Annotated in this window: 11 protein-coding genes and 1 tRNA gene; 6 read left to right on the forward strand and 6 right to left on the reverse strand. The window is 63.9% G+C overall.

Annotation, left to right across the window (positions count from 1 at the left end):
• Positions 1–141 precede the first annotated feature (141 nt).
• Positions 142–1,515, forward strand: coding sequence for a DNA recombination protein RmuC (gene rmuC / locus ACI2KG_RS23500; protein ID WP_404663501.1), 1,374 nt, complete (start codon positions 142–144; stop codon positions 1,513–1,515).
• On the opposite strand, the gene ACI2KG_RS23505 is transcribed toward rmuC, so the two are convergent.
• Positions 1,487–4,963: a NahK/ErcS family hybrid sensor histidine kinase/response regulator gene (locus tag ACI2KG_RS23505; RefSeq protein ID WP_404663474.1), complete on the reverse strand. Its 3,477-nt coding sequence runs from the start codon at positions 4,961–4,963 to the stop codon at positions 1,487–1,489. The two genes, rmuC and ACI2KG_RS23505, sit on opposite strands and share 29 nt — an antisense overlap.
• A 141-nt stretch (positions 4,964–5,104) precedes the next feature.
• The gene (locus ACI2KG_RS23510; RefSeq protein ID WP_404663475.1) at positions 5,105–6,280 is read right to left on the reverse strand and encodes an MFS transporter; all 1,176 of its coding nucleotides are present in this window, start codon (positions 6,278–6,280) and stop codon (positions 5,105–5,107) included.
• A gap of 288 nt (positions 6,281–6,568) precedes the next feature.
• On the opposite strand from ACI2KG_RS23510, the gene ACI2KG_RS23515 reads away from it, so the two are divergent.
• The 3 genes from ACI2KG_RS23515 to ACI2KG_RS23525 all read left to right on the forward strand — a co-directional run bounded on the left by ACI2KG_RS23515 (position 6,569) and on the right by ACI2KG_RS23525 (position 9,561).
• Positions 6,569–7,300 (forward strand): GntR family transcriptional regulator, encoded by a 732-nt coding sequence (locus tag ACI2KG_RS23515; RefSeq protein ID WP_404663476.1) that lies wholly within the window; start codon positions 6,569–6,571, stop codon positions 7,298–7,300.
• Between the two features lie 128 nt (positions 7,301–7,428).
• Positions 7,429–8,703, forward strand: a complete 1,275-nt coding sequence (locus tag ACI2KG_RS23520; protein WP_404663477.1) for an MFS transporter — start codon at positions 7,429–7,431, stop codon at positions 8,701–8,703.
• Between the two features lie 24 nt (positions 8,704–8,727).
• Positions 8,728–9,561: an amidohydrolase family protein gene (locus ACI2KG_RS23525; protein WP_404663478.1), complete on the forward strand. Its 834-nt coding sequence runs from the start codon at positions 8,728–8,730 to the stop codon at positions 9,559–9,561.
• 181 nt (positions 9,562–9,742) lie between these two features.
• On the opposite strand, the gene bglX is transcribed toward ACI2KG_RS23525, so the two are convergent.
• Positions 9,743–12,013 carry a beta-glucosidase BglX gene (bglX, locus tag ACI2KG_RS23530; protein WP_404663502.1) on the reverse strand — a complete coding sequence of 757 codons (2,271 nt, stop codon included), beginning with the start codon at positions 12,011–12,013 and terminating at the stop codon, positions 9,743–9,745.
• Between the two features lie 188 nt (positions 12,014–12,201).
• Here bglX and ACI2KG_RS23535 point away from each other — a divergent pair, with 188 nt between their 5' ends.
• Positions 12,202–14,079 (forward strand): MFS transporter, encoded by a 1,878-nt coding sequence (locus tag ACI2KG_RS23535; RefSeq protein ID WP_404663479.1) that lies wholly within the window; start codon positions 12,202–12,204, stop codon positions 14,077–14,079.
• A 9-nt stretch (positions 14,080–14,088) separates the two neighbouring features.
• Here ACI2KG_RS23535 and sugE read toward each other — a convergent pair whose 3' ends face one another.
• The 3 genes from sugE to rdgC form a co-directional block, all read right to left on the reverse strand.
• A complete protein-coding gene (gene sugE, locus ACI2KG_RS23540; protein ID WP_201206982.1) occupies positions 14,089–14,406 on the reverse strand; it encodes a quaternary ammonium compound efflux SMR transporter SugE in 318 nt (105 codons plus the stop codon).
• 298 nt (positions 14,407–14,704) lie between these two features.
• Entirely contained in the window at positions 14,705–15,670 is a 966-nt protein-coding gene (locus ACI2KG_RS23545; RefSeq protein ID WP_404663480.1) for a bile acid:sodium symporter family protein, read from the reverse strand.
• Between the two features lie 132 nt (positions 15,671–15,802).
• On the reverse strand, positions 15,803–16,723 hold the full coding sequence (gene rdgC / locus ACI2KG_RS23550) for a recombination-associated protein RdgC (RefSeq protein WP_201206984.1): 921 nt from the start codon (positions 16,721–16,723) through the stop codon (positions 15,803–15,805).
• Between the two features lie 216 nt (positions 16,724–16,939).
• Here rdgC and ACI2KG_RS23555 point away from each other — a divergent pair.
• Positions 16,940–17,015: transfer RNA gene (locus ACI2KG_RS23555), tRNA-Val, on the forward strand.
• Positions 17,016–17,038: the final 23 nt, after the last annotated feature.

A 17,038-nucleotide genomic window follows, 5' to 3' on the forward strand; every position in this document is an offset into this window, starting at 1 on the left:
ATTTGCATCAGAGCGATCGGGGTAAGCATGACAGTGGATCTGGCCAGCATTCTGCTGGGCTTGGTGGCAGGTGCATTACCTTGCCTAGGGTGGGTCATGCAGGTGCAGCGCCGCCAGGGCGCACGGCAAGGCGAGCAGGCTTTGCTCGAAGAGCGCTTCAATGCCGCCCAGCTGGCCCAGGCCGGCCTGCAGGCGCAGCTGGACGCCAGCCGCGACGAGGTCAGCGACCTTAGCGAAGCCAACACCATCAAGCAGACCCAGTTGGCCGCCCAGGGCCGCGAGCTGGAGCTGCTGCAGATCGAGCGCGACAACGCCCGCGACGCCGCCCACGCCTGGAGCCTCGAACGCGCCAACCGCGAAGCCGAACTGCGCCGCCTGGAAGCGCAAACCGCACGCCTGGAGGCCGAACTGCGTGAGCAGCAGGAAAGCCATCAGCAGCGCCTGGAAGACCTGCAGGAAGCCCGTGACACCCTGCGCGCTCAGTTCGCCGACATGGCCACCAAGATCTTTGACGAGCGCGAGCAGCGCTTCGCCCAGACCAGCCAGCAACACCTCGGCCAGTTGCTCGACCCGCTCAAGGAACGTATCCAGTCCTTCGAGAAACGCGTCGAGGAGAGCTACCAGCAGGAAGCCCGTGAGCGTTTCTCGCTGGGCAAGGAACTGGAGCGCCTGCAACAGTTGAACCTGCGCCTGTCCGACGAAGCCACTAACCTCACCCAGGCCTTGAAAGGCCAGAAAACCCAGGGCAACTGGGGGGAGCTGATTCTGGAGCGGGTGCTGGAGCATGCCGGCCTGGAAAAAGGCCGCGAGTACCAGACCCAGGTCAGCCTGAAGAGCGCTGACGGCGAGCGCTTCCAGCCCGATGTACTGATCATGCTGCCCGGCGACAAGCAGGTGGTGGTGGACGCCAAGGTCAGCCTCACTGCCTACCAACAGTTTGTTTCGGGCAACGATGAGGCTGCGCTCAAGCAGCACGTGCAGTCGCTGCGCAGCCATGTCAAAGGCCTGTCGAGCAAGGACTACAACCGCCTCGAAGGCTTGCACAGCCTGGATTTCGTGCTGCTGTTCGTGCCCATCGAGGCGGCCTTCTCGGCAGCCCTGCAGGCCGAGCCGAACCTGTTCCAGGAAGCTTTCGACCGGCAGATCGTGATTGTCAGCCCCACCACCTTGCTGGCCACCTTGCGGGTGATCGACAGCCTGTGGAAGCAGGAACGCCAGGGCCAGAACGCCCGCGAAATCGCCGAACGTGCTGGCTGGCTATACGACAAGTTCGTGCTGTTCATTCAGGACCTGGACGAGCTGGGCAGCCGCCTGCAACAGGTGGACAAGGCCTACGCTGCGGCCCGCAACAAGCTGTGCGAAGGGCGCGGCAACCTGGTCAGCCGCAGCGAACAACTGAAGCTGCTGGGGGCCCGCGCCAGCAAGAGCCTGCCCGCCGACCTGCTGGAGCGGGCGCTGTCCGACGAGGCGCTGCCCGACGAAGCGGTTACTGAACCAGGCTCAGATGGCGATTGAGCATGGCGCGCAGGGCCGCTGGCTTGACCGGCTTGGCCAGGTAGTCCAGGCCGGATGCGTGGACCAAGGCGATGGTTTCCTTGCTGCCATCGGCACTGATCACCACGCCCGGTACCGGTTCACCCAGCCGCGCGCGTAGCCAGCCCATCAGCCCGGTGCCGGTCTCGCCGTCATCCAGGTGATAGTCCACCAGCGCCAGGTGCGGGCGCATGCCTTGGCCCAGCAAGGTTTCGCATTCGGCCTGGTTGCGCGCAGTCCACACCTGGCAGCCCCAGCGGCTGAGCAGGCTGTTCATGCCGATCAGGATGCTATCCTCGTTGTCCACGCACAGTACCTGCAAACCGGCCAGCGGCTGACCAGCCTGCTCCACCGGGGCGGCGGCTGCCGGGGCGGCCTGGCGGGCAATCGGCACGCTGACGCGAAACACCGTGCCCTTGCCCGGCCATGAACGTACTTCCAGTGGGTGGCCCAGTACCCGGCACAGGCCGTCGGCGATCGCCAGGCCCAGGCCCAGGCCTTTCTCGGCGCGGGTCTGGTGGCTGTCCAGGCGCTTGAACTCCTGGAAGATCACCTGCAGCTTGTCATCGGCGATGCCCGGGCCACGGTCCCATACTTCCAGCCACAGGCGTTCGCCCTGGCGGCGCGCGCCCAGCAGGATCGGGCTCTTGCCGTAGCGCAGGGCATTGGTCAGGAAGTTTTGCAGCACCCGGCGCAGCAGTTTCATGTCGCTGTCCACGCGCAGGCGGCTACCGCGCAGGCGGAACTCCAGGCCCTTCTCGGCGGCCAACAGCTTGAACTCGGCGCCCAGGGTGTCGAACAGCTCGTTGAGGGCGAACGGCTTGGCATCCGGGGTGATCTTGCCGTTTTCCAGGCGCGAGATATCCAGCAGGTCGCTGATCAGCTCTTCGGCCGAGCGCAGCGAGCTGTCCATGTGCTGTACCAGTAGCTGGGCTTCTTCGTTCATGCCTTCGGCCTGCTGCGACAAGGCGGCAGAAAACAGCCGTGCGGCGTTCAGCGGTTGCATCAGGTCATGGCTGACGGCAGCCAGGAAGCGGGTTTTGGACTTGCTGACCGCTTCGGCCTGGCTCTTGGCTTCGGACAGTGCCTGGTTCAGCTGCGACAGCTCATGGGTACGCTCGGCCACCCGTTGCTCCAGGCCTTCGTTGGCATCTCGCAGGGCCTGTTCGGCTTCGCGGAACGGGGTGATATCGGTAAAGCTCATGACGAAGCCGCCACCCGGCATCGGGTTGCCGATCAGCTCGATCACCCGGCCATTGGGGAAAAGGCGCTCGGAAGAGTGCGCACGGCCCTGGCGCATCCAGTGCAGGCGCCGCGCCACATGTACCTGCGCCTCGCCCGGGCCGCACAGCCCGCGTTCGGCGTTGTAGCGGATGATGTCGGCAATCGGCCGGCCGACGCTGATCAGCCCGTCGGGGTAGTTGAACAGTTCCAGGTAGCGGCGGTTCCAGGCCACCAGGTGCAGGTTCTGGTCTACCACGCTGATGCCCTGGTTGATGTTTTCGATGGCGCCTTGCAGCAGGGCGCGGTTGAACTGCAGCACCTCGCTGGCCTCGTCGGCAATGCGCACCACGTCTTCCAGCTGCATGTCGCGGCCTTCGATGGCGGCCTTGACCACGGCGCGGGTCGACGAGGTGCCGAGCACACCGGCCAGCAGGCGTTCGGTGTGCTCGATCCAGTCGCCGTCGGCGTTCTGGTTGGGGTTGAAACCCTTGCCCTGGCGGTAGGCGAAGCGGATGAAGCTTTGCCGTGCGCGCTCTTCGCCGACAAAGCGCGAGGCCAGGGTCAGCAGGTCATCGATCTGCACCGCCAGCAGCGGTTTGCTGCTGGGCCGGGCACTGGTTTGCTGGCCGATGAAGCGGCCGGCCTGCCAGTGCTCGGAAACCCGCGTGCGCGACAGCACCGACACCCAGGCAAACAGGGTGAAGTTACCCGCCAGCGACAGCACCACGCCCTGAGTCAACGGGCTGATCGGCAGGTCCAGCGGGTTACCGTGCAGCCACGCCAGCCCCGGGAACAGCTGCAACGACCAGCCCAGGCTGTGCGCGGCAATCGGCAGTACCAAGGTGTAGAACCACAGGAAAATACCCGCGGCCAGGCCGGCGAACACACCGCGACGGTTGGCTTGCTTCCAGTACAGCGCGCCGAGCATGGCCGGGGTCAGCTGGGTCACGGCGGCAAAGGCGATCTGGCCGATGGTCGCCAAACTGGCGGTGGAGCCCAGCAGGCGATAGCTGACATAGGCCAGCAGCAGGATCACCACGATGGTTACCCGGCGTACCGAGAGCATCCAGTGACGGAACGCTTCGAACGGCCGCTCGGCGTTGTTGCGGCGCAGCAGCCACGGCAGCAGCATGTCGTTGGAAACCATGGTCGACAGCGCCACGGCCTCGACGATGACCATGCCGGTGGCTGCCGAAGCGCCGCCGATGAACGCCAGCAGGGCCAGGCTCGGGTGCGCTTCGGCCAGTGGCAGGCTGATGACGAACGAGTCGGAAATCACCGTACCCGGCAGCAGCATCTGCCCGGCCAGGGCAATCGGCACCACGAACAGTGCCGCCAGCACCAGGTACATCGGAAATACCCAGCGCGCCAGGCGCATGTCCTGGGGTTCGATGTTCTCCACGACGGTGACATGGAACTGCCGCGGCAGGCAGATGATTGCCATCATCGCCACGGCGGTCTGCACCACCATCGACGGCCAGTTGATGGTTTCCTGCCAGTAGTTCTGCAAGTGGATCGACTGGCGTGCCTGGCTGAACAGGTCGTCGAAGCCGTCGTACAGGTTGAACACGATGAAGATGCCCACGGCCAGGAAGGCCAGCAGCTTGATCAGCGATTCGAAGGCAATGGCCAGGACCATGCCGCGGTGGTGTTCGGTCACGTCGAGGCTGCGGGTGCCGAAGACGATTGCGAACAGTGCCAGCACCAGCGATACCACCAGCGCGGTGTCCTGCACGCGGGTGCCGGTGGCGTCGGCGTTGGCGCCGATCAGCAGGTTCACGCCCAGCACGATACCCTTGAGCTGCAGGGCGATGTACGGCAACACGCCGACCAGGCAGATCAGTGCCACCACAACCGCCAGGCTCTGCGATTTGCCGTAACGTGCAGCGATGAAGTCGGCGATCGAGGTGATGTTCTGCTGCTTGCTGATCAGTACCATCTTCTGCAGCACCCAGGGCGCGAAGACCATCAGCAGCACCGGGCCCAGGTAGATCGGCAAGAACGCCCACAGCTGTTCGGCGGCCTGGCCGACGGCACCGAAGAATGTCCAGCTGGTGCAATACACGGCCAGCGACAGGCTGTACACCCAGGCACGCAGCTTCGGCGGCAACGGCGTGCTGCGGCGGTCGCCATAGAAGGCGATGGCGAACATGACGGCCATATAGGCCAGGGCGACCACGGCGATCAGCCCGCTGGACAACGACATGAAGACTCCGAAGCAAAAAGATAACGCGGTCCCGATCAATCAGTCTGGCACGCAGGTGCCGCTTCGTCAGCGCCGACGATGGTTGTAGGAGCGGGTTCATCGGGGCGCCGAACCGCCGCGAACAGGCCGGCAAAACCAACATCAACCCCTACGAGTACCCAACCCATAAAACACCCCCGCCAGTATCACCGACAACACCAGCAGGTAGAAGATCACCCCCGGCCACACATGCACCAAGGCAAACCCCACCATCACCGGCCCCAATGCTGCCCCCAGGTTGGACAGGTTCTGCGCACCGTAATACACCCCACGCAGGTGCTCCGGGGCGATCAGGTCGATGAACATGTATTCGGCCGGGATCACGATGATTTCGCCCAGGGTGAACACCAGCATGGCCAGGCACCAGGCCAGCACCGAGCCGGCCATGGCAAAGCCCAGCAACCCGGCAATGAACAGGCCCATGCCGGCCAGCAGCCAAGGCATCAGGCGCTGGCGGCTGATGCGCCGGCCAATCAGGTACTGCAGGGCAATTACCGTCACTGCGTTGGTGGTCACCAGGTAGCCGACCAGCCGCGCCGCCTCGGCCGGGCTGCTGGTAACCACCAGGTACTGCGACAGGTAGGCGGTAAACTGGCCGAACACCACCGCGCTCAGCACCCCGCCCAGGGTGAAACACACCAGCCGCCGGTCGCGCACCAGCCCCCGCGCCACCTGGCTGAAACCGGCCGCTGGCTTGTCCGCACGAGCCTGCAGGCTACGGTCGCCATAGCGCCAGTAGGCAACGCACATGGCCAGGCCAAGCAGGGCAGAGGCGATGAACGGCATGTGGTCGTTCAGCTCCAGCATGGCGACGCCCAACAGCGGGCCGGCGGCGTAGCCGACGTTGCTCAGGGTGTACTTGATGGCAAACACCTCGGCGCGCTCCTCCACCGGCAGCAACGCACAGAAGCCTGCCTTGGCGGCGATATCGACCACTGCCAGGGCCAGGTTGATCAGCACCAGGCAAAGGAAAAACAGCAGCGCTGATGTGCTGGCGACCGCCGCGACGAAGGCCAGGGCGAACAGCAGGGTGCTGGCGCTGACCAGCGTGTGGTTGCGCAAGGTATCGACCAGGTGGCCGCCATACAGGCTCAGCAGCGAGGCGATGATCAGCGCGCCACCGATCAGCAGGCCGATCTGGCTGATCGGCAGTTGGAAGTTGTCGGCCAGGTACACCACCAGGTAGGGCAGGGTAAGGGCGCGGGCGACAGTGAGAATGAAGGTGGTGGTGAGCAGCAGGCGAACGGTGTGCGGGTAGCGCGTGATGGCGGCGAGCATTGCCACGTCCTTGTTGTGGAATAGCCGAGTCGAAGCATATGCCACTTGGAGGGCTGCCTGCACTGGCCTCATCGCCGGCAAGCCAGTTCCCACAGATACTGCACAAGTTTCAGAGCCTGTGCAGTCCCTGTGGGAGCTGGCTTGCCGGCGATGAGTCCAGTACAGGCAGCACAGAACAGCTGCCCCTTCAGATTCTCGACAGGCGGAGGATTGACAGCCCGCCAGCCGCGAGGAATACTCTGGCGAAATTCATATATATGTCTATATAACAAGACGAGAGCGAGACCCATGCACCCATTGACCGGTGATGCTCGACTGCCCCGCTACCAACAGCTGCGCGACCACATGGTCGAGCAGATCGCCAACAACCGCTGGCGCCCAGGCGAGGCGATCCCGACCGAAGCCGCCCTGGCCACCGAGTTTGATATGTCGGTCGGCACCGTGCGCAAGGCGGTCGATGTGCTGGTGGCCGAAGGCGTGCTGGAGCGCCAGCAGGGTCGCGGCACCTTCATCCGCCGCCCGCAGTTCCAGTCTTCGCTGTTTCGCTTCTTCCGCTTCGAAGCCGCCAACGGCGAGCGCCTGGTGCCAGAAAGCCGCATTCTTTCCATCGAGCCGCTCGCCGCGCCATCGGCCGTGGCTGCGGCACTGGGCCTGGCGGTTGAAGCCGACGTGATCCGCATTGTCCGCACCCGTCTGCTCGGCGCCCAACCGGTGCTGGCCGAAGAAATCTGGCTGCCGCGCCAGACCTTCCAGCCGCTGCTCGATGTGGAGTTGAACAGCAAAGGCCCGTTGCTGTACCCGATTTACGAAGAACTGTGCGGCCAGGTCGTCGCCTACGCCGAAGAGACCCTGACCGCCGAAGCGGTTGACGCCGTGCATGGCCGCCTGCTGCAACTGCCGGCCGACAGCCCGGTGGTGGTGATCGAGCGCCTGGCCCGTGACTACGCCGGCAAGCCGTTGGAATGGCGCCGCTCGCGCGGCCATGCGCAGCACTTCCGCTACCGCATCGACATCCGCTAAGCCGGCCGCTGCACCCGTTTACCCGTCTGCGCCGTACTGCCACGGCGCAGTGGCTTCGCCTGCCCGCTCGCCAGCGCGCCACGCTTCGGCATGCCCGGCTGTAACACTCAACTAGAAGGATAACAATCATGTTCAGCTGGTATCGCCAGATCACCTCACGGGAGCGCAAGACGTTCTGGGCCTGCTTCGGCGGTTGGTCGCTCGATGCGCTGGAAGTGCAGATGTTCGGCCTGGCCATCCCCGCGCTGATCGCCGCGTTCTCCCTGAGCAAGGGCGATGCCGGCCTGATCAGCGGCCTTACCCTGGTGACCTCGGCCATCGGCGGCTGGCTGGGCGGCACCCTGTCCGACCGCTACGGCCGCGTGCGCACCTTGCAGTGGATGATCCTGTGGTTCTCGTGCTTCACCTTTCTCTCGGCGTTCGTCACCGGCTTCTATCCGCTGCTGTTCGTCAAAGCCATGCAAGGCTTTGGCATCGGTGGCGAATGGGCTGCTGGTGCAGTGCTGATGGCCGAAACCATCAACCCGAAATACCGCGGCAAAGTCATGGGCACGGTGCAGAGCGCCTGGGCCGTGGGCTGGGGCCTGGCGGTGGCGCTGTTCACGCTGATCTACTCGCTGGTGCCGCAGGAGTTCGCCTGGCGGGTGATGTTCTTCGTCGGCCTGTTGCCGTCGCTGCTGATCATCTGGGTGCGCCGCAATGTGCCCGAGCCAGACAGCTTCCAGCGCCTGCAGAAAGAAAACGCCATCCCCACCAGCTTCTTCCAGTCCATGGCCGGGATCTTCCGCCCGGAACTGCTGCGCGTGACCTTGCTCGGCGGCCTGCTTGGCCTGGGGGCCCACGGCGGTTACCACGCAGTGATGACTTGGCTGCCGACCTTCCTCAAGACCGAGCGCAACCTGTCGGTGTTGAACTCCGGGGGCTACCTGGCGGTGATCATTCTGGCCTTCTGGTGCGGTTGCGTGGTCAGCGGCCTGCTGATCGACCGCATCGGCCGGCGCAAGAACATCCTCTTGTTCGCCCTGTGCTGCGTGCTGACCGTCCAGGCTTACGTGTTCTTCCCGCTGAGCAACACGCAGATGCTGTTCCTCGGCTTCCCGCTGGGCTTTTTCGCCGCCGGTATCCCGGCCAGCCTGGGGGCGTTCTTCAATGAACTCTACCCCGCTGAAGTGCGCGGCGCCGGGGTGGGCTTCTGCTACAACTTCGGCCGCGTGCTGTCGGCCGTGTTCCCGTTCCTGGTCGGCCACATGAGTGAGTCGATGTCGCTGGGCAGTGCCATCGGCATCGACGCCGGCATTGCCTATGGCGTGGCCGTGATCGCTGCCCTGTGCCTGCCGGAGACTCGCGGGCGCAACCTTGAATCTGCACCTGCACCGGAAACGGCCGGCGCAGTCGCCAAGTAACCTGACCTTGTTTGTATGAGAACCATGCCTGACGCTCCTGCATTACACCTGACCGCCATTGACAGCCATGCCCACGTGTTCAGCCGTGGGCTGAACCTGGCCAGCGAACGACGTTATGCGCCCAGCTACGATGCGCCACTGGGTGACTACCTGGGCCAGCTGCTGGCCCACGGTTTCAGCCATGGCGTACTGGTCCAGCCCAGCTTCCTCGGGACCGACAACCGCTACCTGCTCAGCGCCCTGCAGACCGTGCCGGGGCAGCTGCGCGGGGTGGTAATGCTGGAGCGCGACGTCGAGCGTGAGGCATTGGATGAAATGGCCCGGCTGGGCGTAAGGGGTGTTCGCCTGAACCTTATGGGCCAGGCGCTGCCCGACCTGGCCGGTGCCGAATGGCGGCCGCTGCTGGAGCGTATTGGCGAGCAGGGCTGGCACGTGGAATTGCATCGGCAGGTGGCGGACATACCGACACTGGTGCAGGCGCTGCAACCTTATGGCCTGGACATCGTCATTGACCACTTCGGTCGGCCCGATGCCCGGCGTGGGCTGGGGCAGCCCGGGTTTGCCGAGCTGTTGACCCTGGGCGGGTGGGGCAAGGTGTGGGTGAAGGTGTCGGGGATCTATCGGCTGGAGGGCTCGCCTGAGGAAAACCTGGCATTCGCCCGCTCGGCGCTGTGTGCGCTGGAGGCACATTACGGGGCTGAGCGGTTGCTGTGGGGCAGCGACTGGCCGCACACCCAGCATGAGACGGCGGTCAGTTTTGCCACTGCTGTCGAACAGTTCGAAGCCTTGGGTTGCTCGGCTGAACTGCGCCAGGCGCTGTTGGTGGATACCGCTCGGGCGTTGTTCGGTTTCGAGTGATGCAGCGCCTGCTCCGGCCTATCGCCGGCAAGCCAGCTCCCACAGGGACCGTACAATCCTTGGTCATCTGTTCCCTTGGCCATGTGCGGTCCCTGTGGGAGCTGGCTTGCCGGCGATGGGGCCGGATCAGGCTTGCAACTGATTTACAGCCGGAACCGGCTGATTGATTGATCGCAATGTTTCACGGCATCAGCTCAAAGCTGGCCGTCTGCACGGTTTGCGAGTCCAGCCCGACCATCACATCAAACCAGCCGGGCTCACTGACCCAGCGCAAGTTTCGGTCAACGAAACTGAGCGCAGCGGGGGACAGTTGCAGCGTCACCTGACGTTCCTGGCCGGGCTCGAGGGCCAGCTTCTCAAAGCCTTTCAACTCTTTAACGGGGCGGCTCACCGAGGCACTGCGATCGCGAATGTACAGTTGCACGACGGTTTCCCCTGCCCGCAAGCCCTCGTTGCGCACCGTTACCTGTACTTGCAGAGCCTGCCCGGGCTGCAGGCGTGCGCTGGACAAACGTGGTGCCGAGACACTGAAGTCGGTGTAGCTCAAGCCGTAGCCAAAGGGGTAGAGCGGCGTATCGTCGATGTCGTAGTAACGCGAGCGGTAGACGGATGGCCTTGCCGGATCGAACGGCCGGCCGGTATTGAGATGGTTGTAGTACAGCGGGATCTGGCCAACGCTGCGCGGGAACGTCACCGGCAGTTTGCCGGACGGGTTGTATTCACCAAACAGCAAATCAGCAATCGCGTTACCCCCTTCGCTGCCGCTGAACCAGGTTTCCAGCACGGCGTCGGCCCATTGGCTTTCGTCGCCGATGGTCAGCGGCCGGCCATTCATCAGCACCATCACCAGGGGTTTGCCGGTCGCTTTCAGCGCGCGCAGCAGGGCACGTTGCTGCCCCGGCAGGTTCAGGTCGGTCCTGCTGGCGCCCTCGTGTGACATGCCGCGGGCCTCGCCCAGCGCCGCTACCACCACATCCGCCTGACGGGCAACGGTAACCGCCTCGGCAATCATGGCTTCAGCTGGGCGTGGGTCGAAGCTGACCTGATTGTCTGCAAGCAGGGCGAATGCCTGCGGGTTGTCACTGATGTTTGCCCCTTTCGCATACAGCAGCGTTGCCTTGCCAGCCAGGCCACTCTGCAGCCCCTGGCGCAACGTCACTGCCTGGTCTGGCTTGCCGTTGGCGTGCCAACTGCCAAGAATATCCACGGCATTGTCGGCCAAGGGACCGACTAGGGCGATGCGTGCATGCCGGCTCAGCGGCAGTGTCTGATCGTGATTTTTCAGCAATACCAGCGAGCGACGCGCCATGTCCCTGGCCTGGGCGCGGTGCAAGCGTTGGTTTTGGTTTGCCGGGGCGCCTTGGAGACGGCGATAAGGGTCATCGAAGAGGCCAAGTTCGTACTTGGTAGCCAGCACCTGGCGTACGGCGCTGTCGAGTTGCTGCGCTGTCACCTTCCCCAGCCTGACCCGGCGAGGCAGGCCGTACGCGAAGTAGCGGTCTCTCATGCTCATCTGCGTGCCGGCAGTGAATGCCGCCTGTGCGGCCCGTTCACCATCCTCGGCCACGCCATGGGCGATCAACTCCTCGACGGCGCCGTGGTCACCGATGACCAGGCCGTTGTACTGCCATTGCTGGCGCAGTATTTCGTGCAGTAACCAGCCGTTGGCGGTCGCCGGCACCCCGTCGAGGCTGGTCAGTGCGGTCATCACAGCGCCGGCTCCGGCATCTACGGCGGCCTTGAAGGGCGGCAGGTAGTCTTGCACAAGGCGCCGTGCACTCATGTCCGTGGTGTTGTAATCGCGACCGCCTTCCACCGCGCCGTAGCCGGCAAAATGTTTGACGCAGGCCATCAGGCTATCCCTCGCTCCCAATGTCGGCCCCTGTAATGCCGGTATCACTGCTTCGGCAATGCGCGACGTCAGATAGGTGTCTTCGCCATAGCCTTCCGACATCCGGCCCCAGCGTGGGTCGCGGCTGATGTCCAGCATTGGGGCGAAAGTCATGTCCAGACCAATGGCGGTGGCTTCGCGCGCGGCTATCCGGGCGCTTTTGCCGATCGCCTGCAGGTCCCAGCTGGCAGCCTGGCCCAGGCTGATAGGGAATATCGTCTGCTGGCCGTGCAGTACATCCCCGGCAAAAAACAGCGGAATGTGCAGGCGGCTGCGTTGGGCTGCTGCCTCCTGCAGTTCGCGCAGGCTTGCCTGGCTGGCAGCGGGGGAGGTGAACATGGCGCCGACATGCCCGTCGACAATGCTGTCGAGCATTGCCTGGGGATTTGGGCCAGTGCTGGCGTACTCCATGCGCAACTGGCCGACCTTTTCCTGCAATGTCATCTGCCCGACAAGGCTGTCGAGCAGCCTGTCCTTGTCTGCCTGCACGTCGCTGGCAGCGGCGCTGTTGGCTATCAGCCACACGGTCAGGGCTGCAGCTGCACGGCACACGGTAAACATGCGCGCTCTGGCGAGTCGTCTTGTCATTGCGCTGACTCTTGGCTGATCGAACCCGGACAGTGGCGCCTGGACGATGCAACTCGCTACTGGTAGTTCTGTCAGTTGACTTCGACGATGTGGCTTTGCATGGCCCGTATGCAATCTAATAAGGCAACTGCCATTCATGGCTGAACCCAGGACCAAGGACGATGAGTCATTCCTCGCAATTCACCTTGCTCGGCAAGCGGCGCTTCCTGCCGTTTTTCATCACCCAGTCGCTGGGTGCGTTCAACGACAACCTGTTCAAGCAGTCGCTGATCCTGGCGATCCTGTTCAAACTCAGCCTGGGCGACGGTGACCGGTCGATCTGGGTCAACCTGTGCGCCTTGCTGTTCATCCTGCCGTTTTTCCTGTTCTCGGCGCTGGGTGGGCAGTTTGGCGAGAAGTTCGCCAAGGACGCGCTGATCCGCGCGATCAAGCTGGCCGAGATCGCCATCATGGCGATCGGCGCATTGGGCTTTGTCACTGACCACCTGGCGCTGATGCTGGTGGCGCTGTTCGGCATGGGGACGCACTCGGCGCTGTTCGGCCCGGTAAAGTACTCGATCCTGCCCCAGGCCTTGCGGGAGGAAGAGCTGGTCGGTGGTAACGGGCTGGTGGAGACCGGCACCTTCCTGGCCATCCTCGCTGGCACCATCGGCGCCGGGGTGATGATGTCGGCCGACAGCTACGCCACGGTGGTGGCCGGCGGCGTGGTCGGCACCGCGGTGCTCGGCTACCTGGCCAGCCGCTGGATCCCGCGGGCGGCGGCCGCCGCGCCGAACATGGCGCTGGACTGGAATATCTTCAAGCAATCGTGGGCGATTTTGCGCATGGGCCTGGGCCAGCCGCCGGCGGTGTCGCGTTCGATCGTCGGCAACTCGTGGTTCTGGTTTGTCGGCGCCATCTACCTCACACAGATTCCGGCTTACGCCAAGGACTGGCTGCACGGTGACGGCACCGTGGTCACGCTGGTGCTGACGCTGTTCTCGGTGGGCATTGCGCTGGGCTCGTTGCTGTGCGAACGCCTGAGCGGGCGCAAGGTGGAAATCGGCCTGGTGCCGTTCGGCTCGTTCGGCCTGACCCTGTTCGGCCTGCTGTGGTGGTGGCACTCCGGCGATGTGCCGGCCGCCGCGGCGCCGCACGACTGGCTTGCGCTGCTGGGCATGAGCCAGGCCTGGTGGATTTTGCTGTCGATCGTCGGCCTCGGTGTGTTCGGCGGCTTTTACATCGTGCCACTGTATGCCTTGATTCAGGCACGCACCGCCGAGGACCAGCGCGCCCGGGTGATTGCCGCCAACAACATCCTCAATGCCTTGTTCATGGTGGTGTCGGCGGTGCTGACCATCGTCCTGCTGGGCCTGGCCGAGCTGAGCATCCCGCAGCTGTTCCTGGTGGTTTCGCTGCTCAATATCGCGGTCAACGCCTATATCTTCAGGATCGTGCCCGAGTTCACCATGCGTTTCCTGATCTGGCTGCTCAGCCACTCAATGTACCGCGTGCAGCACCGCGACCTGGAGCGCATCCCTGACGAAGGCGCGGCGTTGCTGGTGTGCAACCATGTTTCGTTCGTCGACGCGCTGCTGCTGGGCGGGGCCATTCGCCGGCCGATCCGCTTTGTCATGTACTACAAGATCTACAACCTGCCGGTGCTCAACTTTGTGTTCCGCACCGCCGGTGCCATCCCGATTGCCGGGCGCAACGAAGACCTGGCCACCTATGAACGGGCTTTCGCGCGAATTGCCGAATACCTGGCCGATGGCGAACTGGTGTGCATCTTCCCGGAAGGCAAGCTGACCCGGGATGGCGAAATCGATGTGTTCAAGGGCGGCGTCAACCGCATCCTCGAAGAAACCCCGGTGCCGGTTATACCGCTCGCCTTGCAGGGCTTGTGGGGCAGCTTCTTCAGCCGCGACCCGGGCAAAGGCTTCTTCAAGCGTTTGTGGTCGCGGGTGACCATCGTGGCCGGCGCCGCCATCCCGGTGGAGGCGGCGCAGCCAGATGCCTTGCGGGAGCAGGTAAGCTGCTTGCGCGGTAACCTGCGTTAGAGGCGGGGGTTAGCTGGCGCTGACTTTCAGGCCGACCAGGCCAATGATGATCAGCGCCACGCTGGCCAGGCGCACCAGCGCCATCGACTCGCCGAACAGGATGATGCCGGCGATGACCGTACCCACGGCGCCAACGCCGGTCCAGATGGCGTAGGCGGTGCCCAGCGGCAACTCCTTCATGGCCAGGCCCAGCAGGCCCAGGCTGATGGCCATGGCGGCAACGGTAAGTACGGTGGGCAGTGGCTTGCTGAAGCCGTCGGTGTATTTCAGGCCAACGGCCCAGCCAACCTCGAACAGGCCGGCGAAGAACAGGATGATCCAGGACATGGTGCTTCTCCATCGTTGCGAATGATGGGGCCGTCCCCGGAATGGTCACGCAGTGCGTCGTGAGGCCGTCCTCACAGTGGGCACCATGGTGCACACCTGAAAGGTTCAGGGCAAGCCTGTACCGACCCTATCGCCGGCAAGCCAGCTCCCACAGGATTACCACAATGTCCGAATTGTGGTGATCCTGTGGGAGCTGGCTTGCCGGCGATAGGGCCGGGACAGGCAGCATCCATATTTCAAGCCTGCGGCGATCTCTGTGGGAGCGGGTTCACCCGTGAAGAGGCTGGTACAGCCAAGATCAATGCCTGGCCGGCTCCACCTGTTCAGCCTCACCCCCAGGCTCCCCCATCCGCCGGAACCAGGTCGACAACAGCGCCCCGGAAATATTGTGCCACACGCTGAACAAGGCGCTCGGCACCGCCGCCAACGGCGAAAAATGCGCCGCCGCCAACGCCGCCCCCAGCCCGGAGTTCTGCATGCCCACCTCCAGCGCCAGCGACTTGCGCTGGGCCAGTGGCAGCTTGCACAGCTTGCCGGTCAGGTACCCCAGCAGATAGCCGAAGGTGTTGTGCAGCATCACCACCGCCATGATCAGCAACCCCGACTCGGCGATCTTCGCCTGGCTGGCCGCCACCACCGCGCACACGATCATCACGATGCTTACCACCGACACCAGCGGCAGCACCTGCACCGCCGCCTGCACCCGGGCACCGAGCAGGCGCTGGGCCACGACCCCTAGCACGATCGGCAGCATGACCAATTGCAGGATCGACCAGAACATGTCCATGAAGGACACCGGCAACCAGGCCGAAGCCAGGAACCAGATCAGCGCCGGGGTCAGCAGCGGTGCCAGCAGGGTAGTCACCGCGGCGATGGCCACTGCCAGTGCCAGGTCGCCACGCGACAGCCACACCATCACGTTCGACGCCGTGCCGCTTGGGCAGCAACCGACCAGGATCACGCCCACGGCTATTTCCGGCGGCAGGTGGAACAGCTGGCACAGCAGCCAGGCCATGCCCGGCATGATCACGAAGTGCGCAACCACCCCCAGCATCACCCGCCACGGCTGGCGGGCAAGGGCGGCGAAGTCGTCGAGCTTGAGGGTGAGCCCCATGCCGAACATCACCAGCCCCAGAAGCGGCACGATGGCGACCTTGAGGGCAATGAACCATTGCGGTTGCAGGAAGGCCAGCACGGCGAATACCAGCACCCACAGGGCGAAGGTATTGCCGACGAAGCGGCTGAGGGCGGCGAGGGCACGCATGGGAAACCTCCGGTTTCAGCTTCAAGTGGCAACCTTCAAGCTGCAAGTAAAAGCAGTACGGAGCCGCATCGGGCACCGCACTGCCGCTTTTGATTGTTCTTGTAGCTTGCAGCTCGAAGCTTGCAGCTGCTTTTAGACCCCTTGCGGAATCTCCTCGCCACCCAGCGCCTCGAACAGCACCGGCAGGAACTCGGCAAAGGTCATCATCATCAGCTGGAAGCTGGCGTCAAACTGCTGCGCAGCCTCATCACCACCATCCTGCTCGGCCTGCTCCTGCAGCAGCTCTTCAAACTTCAGGCGCTTGATCACCATTTTGTCGTCAAGGATGAACGACAGCTTGTCCTGCCAGGCCAGGGCCAGCTGGGTGACCACCTTGCCAGTGCTCAGGTGCAGCTGGATTTCCTCGCTGGTCAGGTCCTGGCGCTTGCAACGCACGATGCCGCCATCTTCGGCGGTGTCACGCAGCTCACACTCGTCCAGCACATAAAAGCCTTCGGCGGCCTGTTGCGACTTGACCCAGTCGGTCATGGTGGCAACCGGGGCAATTTTCACGGTGGCCGGGCGTACCGGCAGCGAGCCCATCACTTCACGCAGGGTCGACAGCAGGTCTTCGGCACGCTTGGCGCTGGCCGAGTTGACCAGGATCACGCCCTGGCGCGGGGCGATGGCGGCGAAGATCATCGAGCGGCGGATGAACGCGCGTGGCAGGAAGGCCTGGATGATCTCGTCCTTGATCTGGTCGCGTTCCTTTTTATAGACCTTGCGCATCTGCTCGGTCTCGATCTCTTCGACCTTTTCCTTGACCGCATCGTTGACCACGCTGCTCGGCAGGATGCGTTCTTCTTTACGTGCGGCAATCAGCAGGTACTCGCCGCTGACATGCACCAGGGGAGCGTCTTCGCCTTTGCCGAACGGCGCGACGAAACCATAGGTGGTCAGCTCCTGGCTGGCGCAGGGGCGGGCCGGCTTGCTGGCCAGGGCGGCTTCCAGCGCTTCAGGCTCGAACGGTACATCCTGGGTCAGGCGGTAGGTCAGCAGGTTCTTGAACCACATGAGGGGCAATCTCTCCTTAATGCATAAGGCGGGCATTATTCTCCGAGCAGTGCTCTCAGGCCAACCCTGTCAGAGGGCCAGCAGCCGGATATGCGTGAAGAAAATGCCCGGCACCGCTAGGTCTTTGAAAGGCCTAAGGTTTTTTTTGAAAAAAGTTTAAAAAGTGCTTGCCAGGGTGTAGGGCCGTCCGTAGAATGCGCGCCACACCGAGACGAAGGGTGATTAGCTCAGCCGGGAGAGCATCTGCCTTACAAGCAGAGGGTCGGCGGTTCGATCCCGTCATCACCCACCACTCGATGTATAGCGCAGCGGTAG

The sequence above is a fragment of the Pseudomonas sp. NPDC089407 genome (assembly GCF_044900445.1).
Lineage (GTDB): Bacteria > Pseudomonadota > Gammaproteobacteria > Pseudomonadales > Pseudomonadaceae > Aquipseudomonas.

What these genes read in the sequence shown, in the direction of transcription:
- rdgC (WP_201206984.1), bottom strand. Translation starts at nt 16,723, where the DNA reads ATGTGGTTCAAGAACCTGCTGACCTACCGCCTGACCCAGGATGTACCG.
- sugE (WP_201206982.1), bottom strand. Translation starts at nt 14,406, where the DNA reads ATGTCCTGGATCATCCTGTTCTTCGCCGGCCTGTTCGAGGTTGGCTGG.
- ACI2KG_RS23535 (WP_404663479.1), top strand. Translation starts at nt 12,202, where the DNA reads ATGAGTCATTCCTCGCAATTCACCTTGCTCGGCAAGCGGCGCTTCCTG.
- ACI2KG_RS23545 (WP_404663480.1), bottom strand. Translation starts at nt 15,670, where the DNA reads ATGCGTGCCCTCGCCGCCCTCAGCCGCTTCGTCGGCAATACCTTCGCC.
- ACI2KG_RS23520 (WP_404663477.1), top strand. Translation starts at nt 7,429, where the DNA reads ATGTTCAGCTGGTATCGCCAGATCACCTCACGGGAGCGCAAGACGTTC.
- ACI2KG_RS23515 (WP_404663476.1), top strand. Translation starts at nt 6,569, where the DNA reads ATGCACCCATTGACCGGTGATGCTCGACTGCCCCGCTACCAACAGCTG.
- bglX (WP_404663502.1), bottom strand. Translation starts at nt 12,013, where the DNA reads ATGTTTACCGTGTGCCGTGCAGCTGCAGCCCTGACCGTGTGGCTGATA.
- ACI2KG_RS23510 (WP_404663475.1), bottom strand. Translation starts at nt 6,280, where the DNA reads ATGCTCGCCGCCATCACGCGCTACCCGCACACCGTTCGCCTGCTGCTC.
- ACI2KG_RS23505 (WP_404663474.1), bottom strand. Translation starts at nt 4,963, where the DNA reads ATGTCGTTGTCCAGCGGGCTGATCGCCGTGGTCGCCCTGGCCTATATG.
- ACI2KG_RS23525 (WP_404663478.1), top strand. Translation starts at nt 8,728, where the DNA reads ATGCCTGACGCTCCTGCATTACACCTGACCGCCATTGACAGCCATGCC.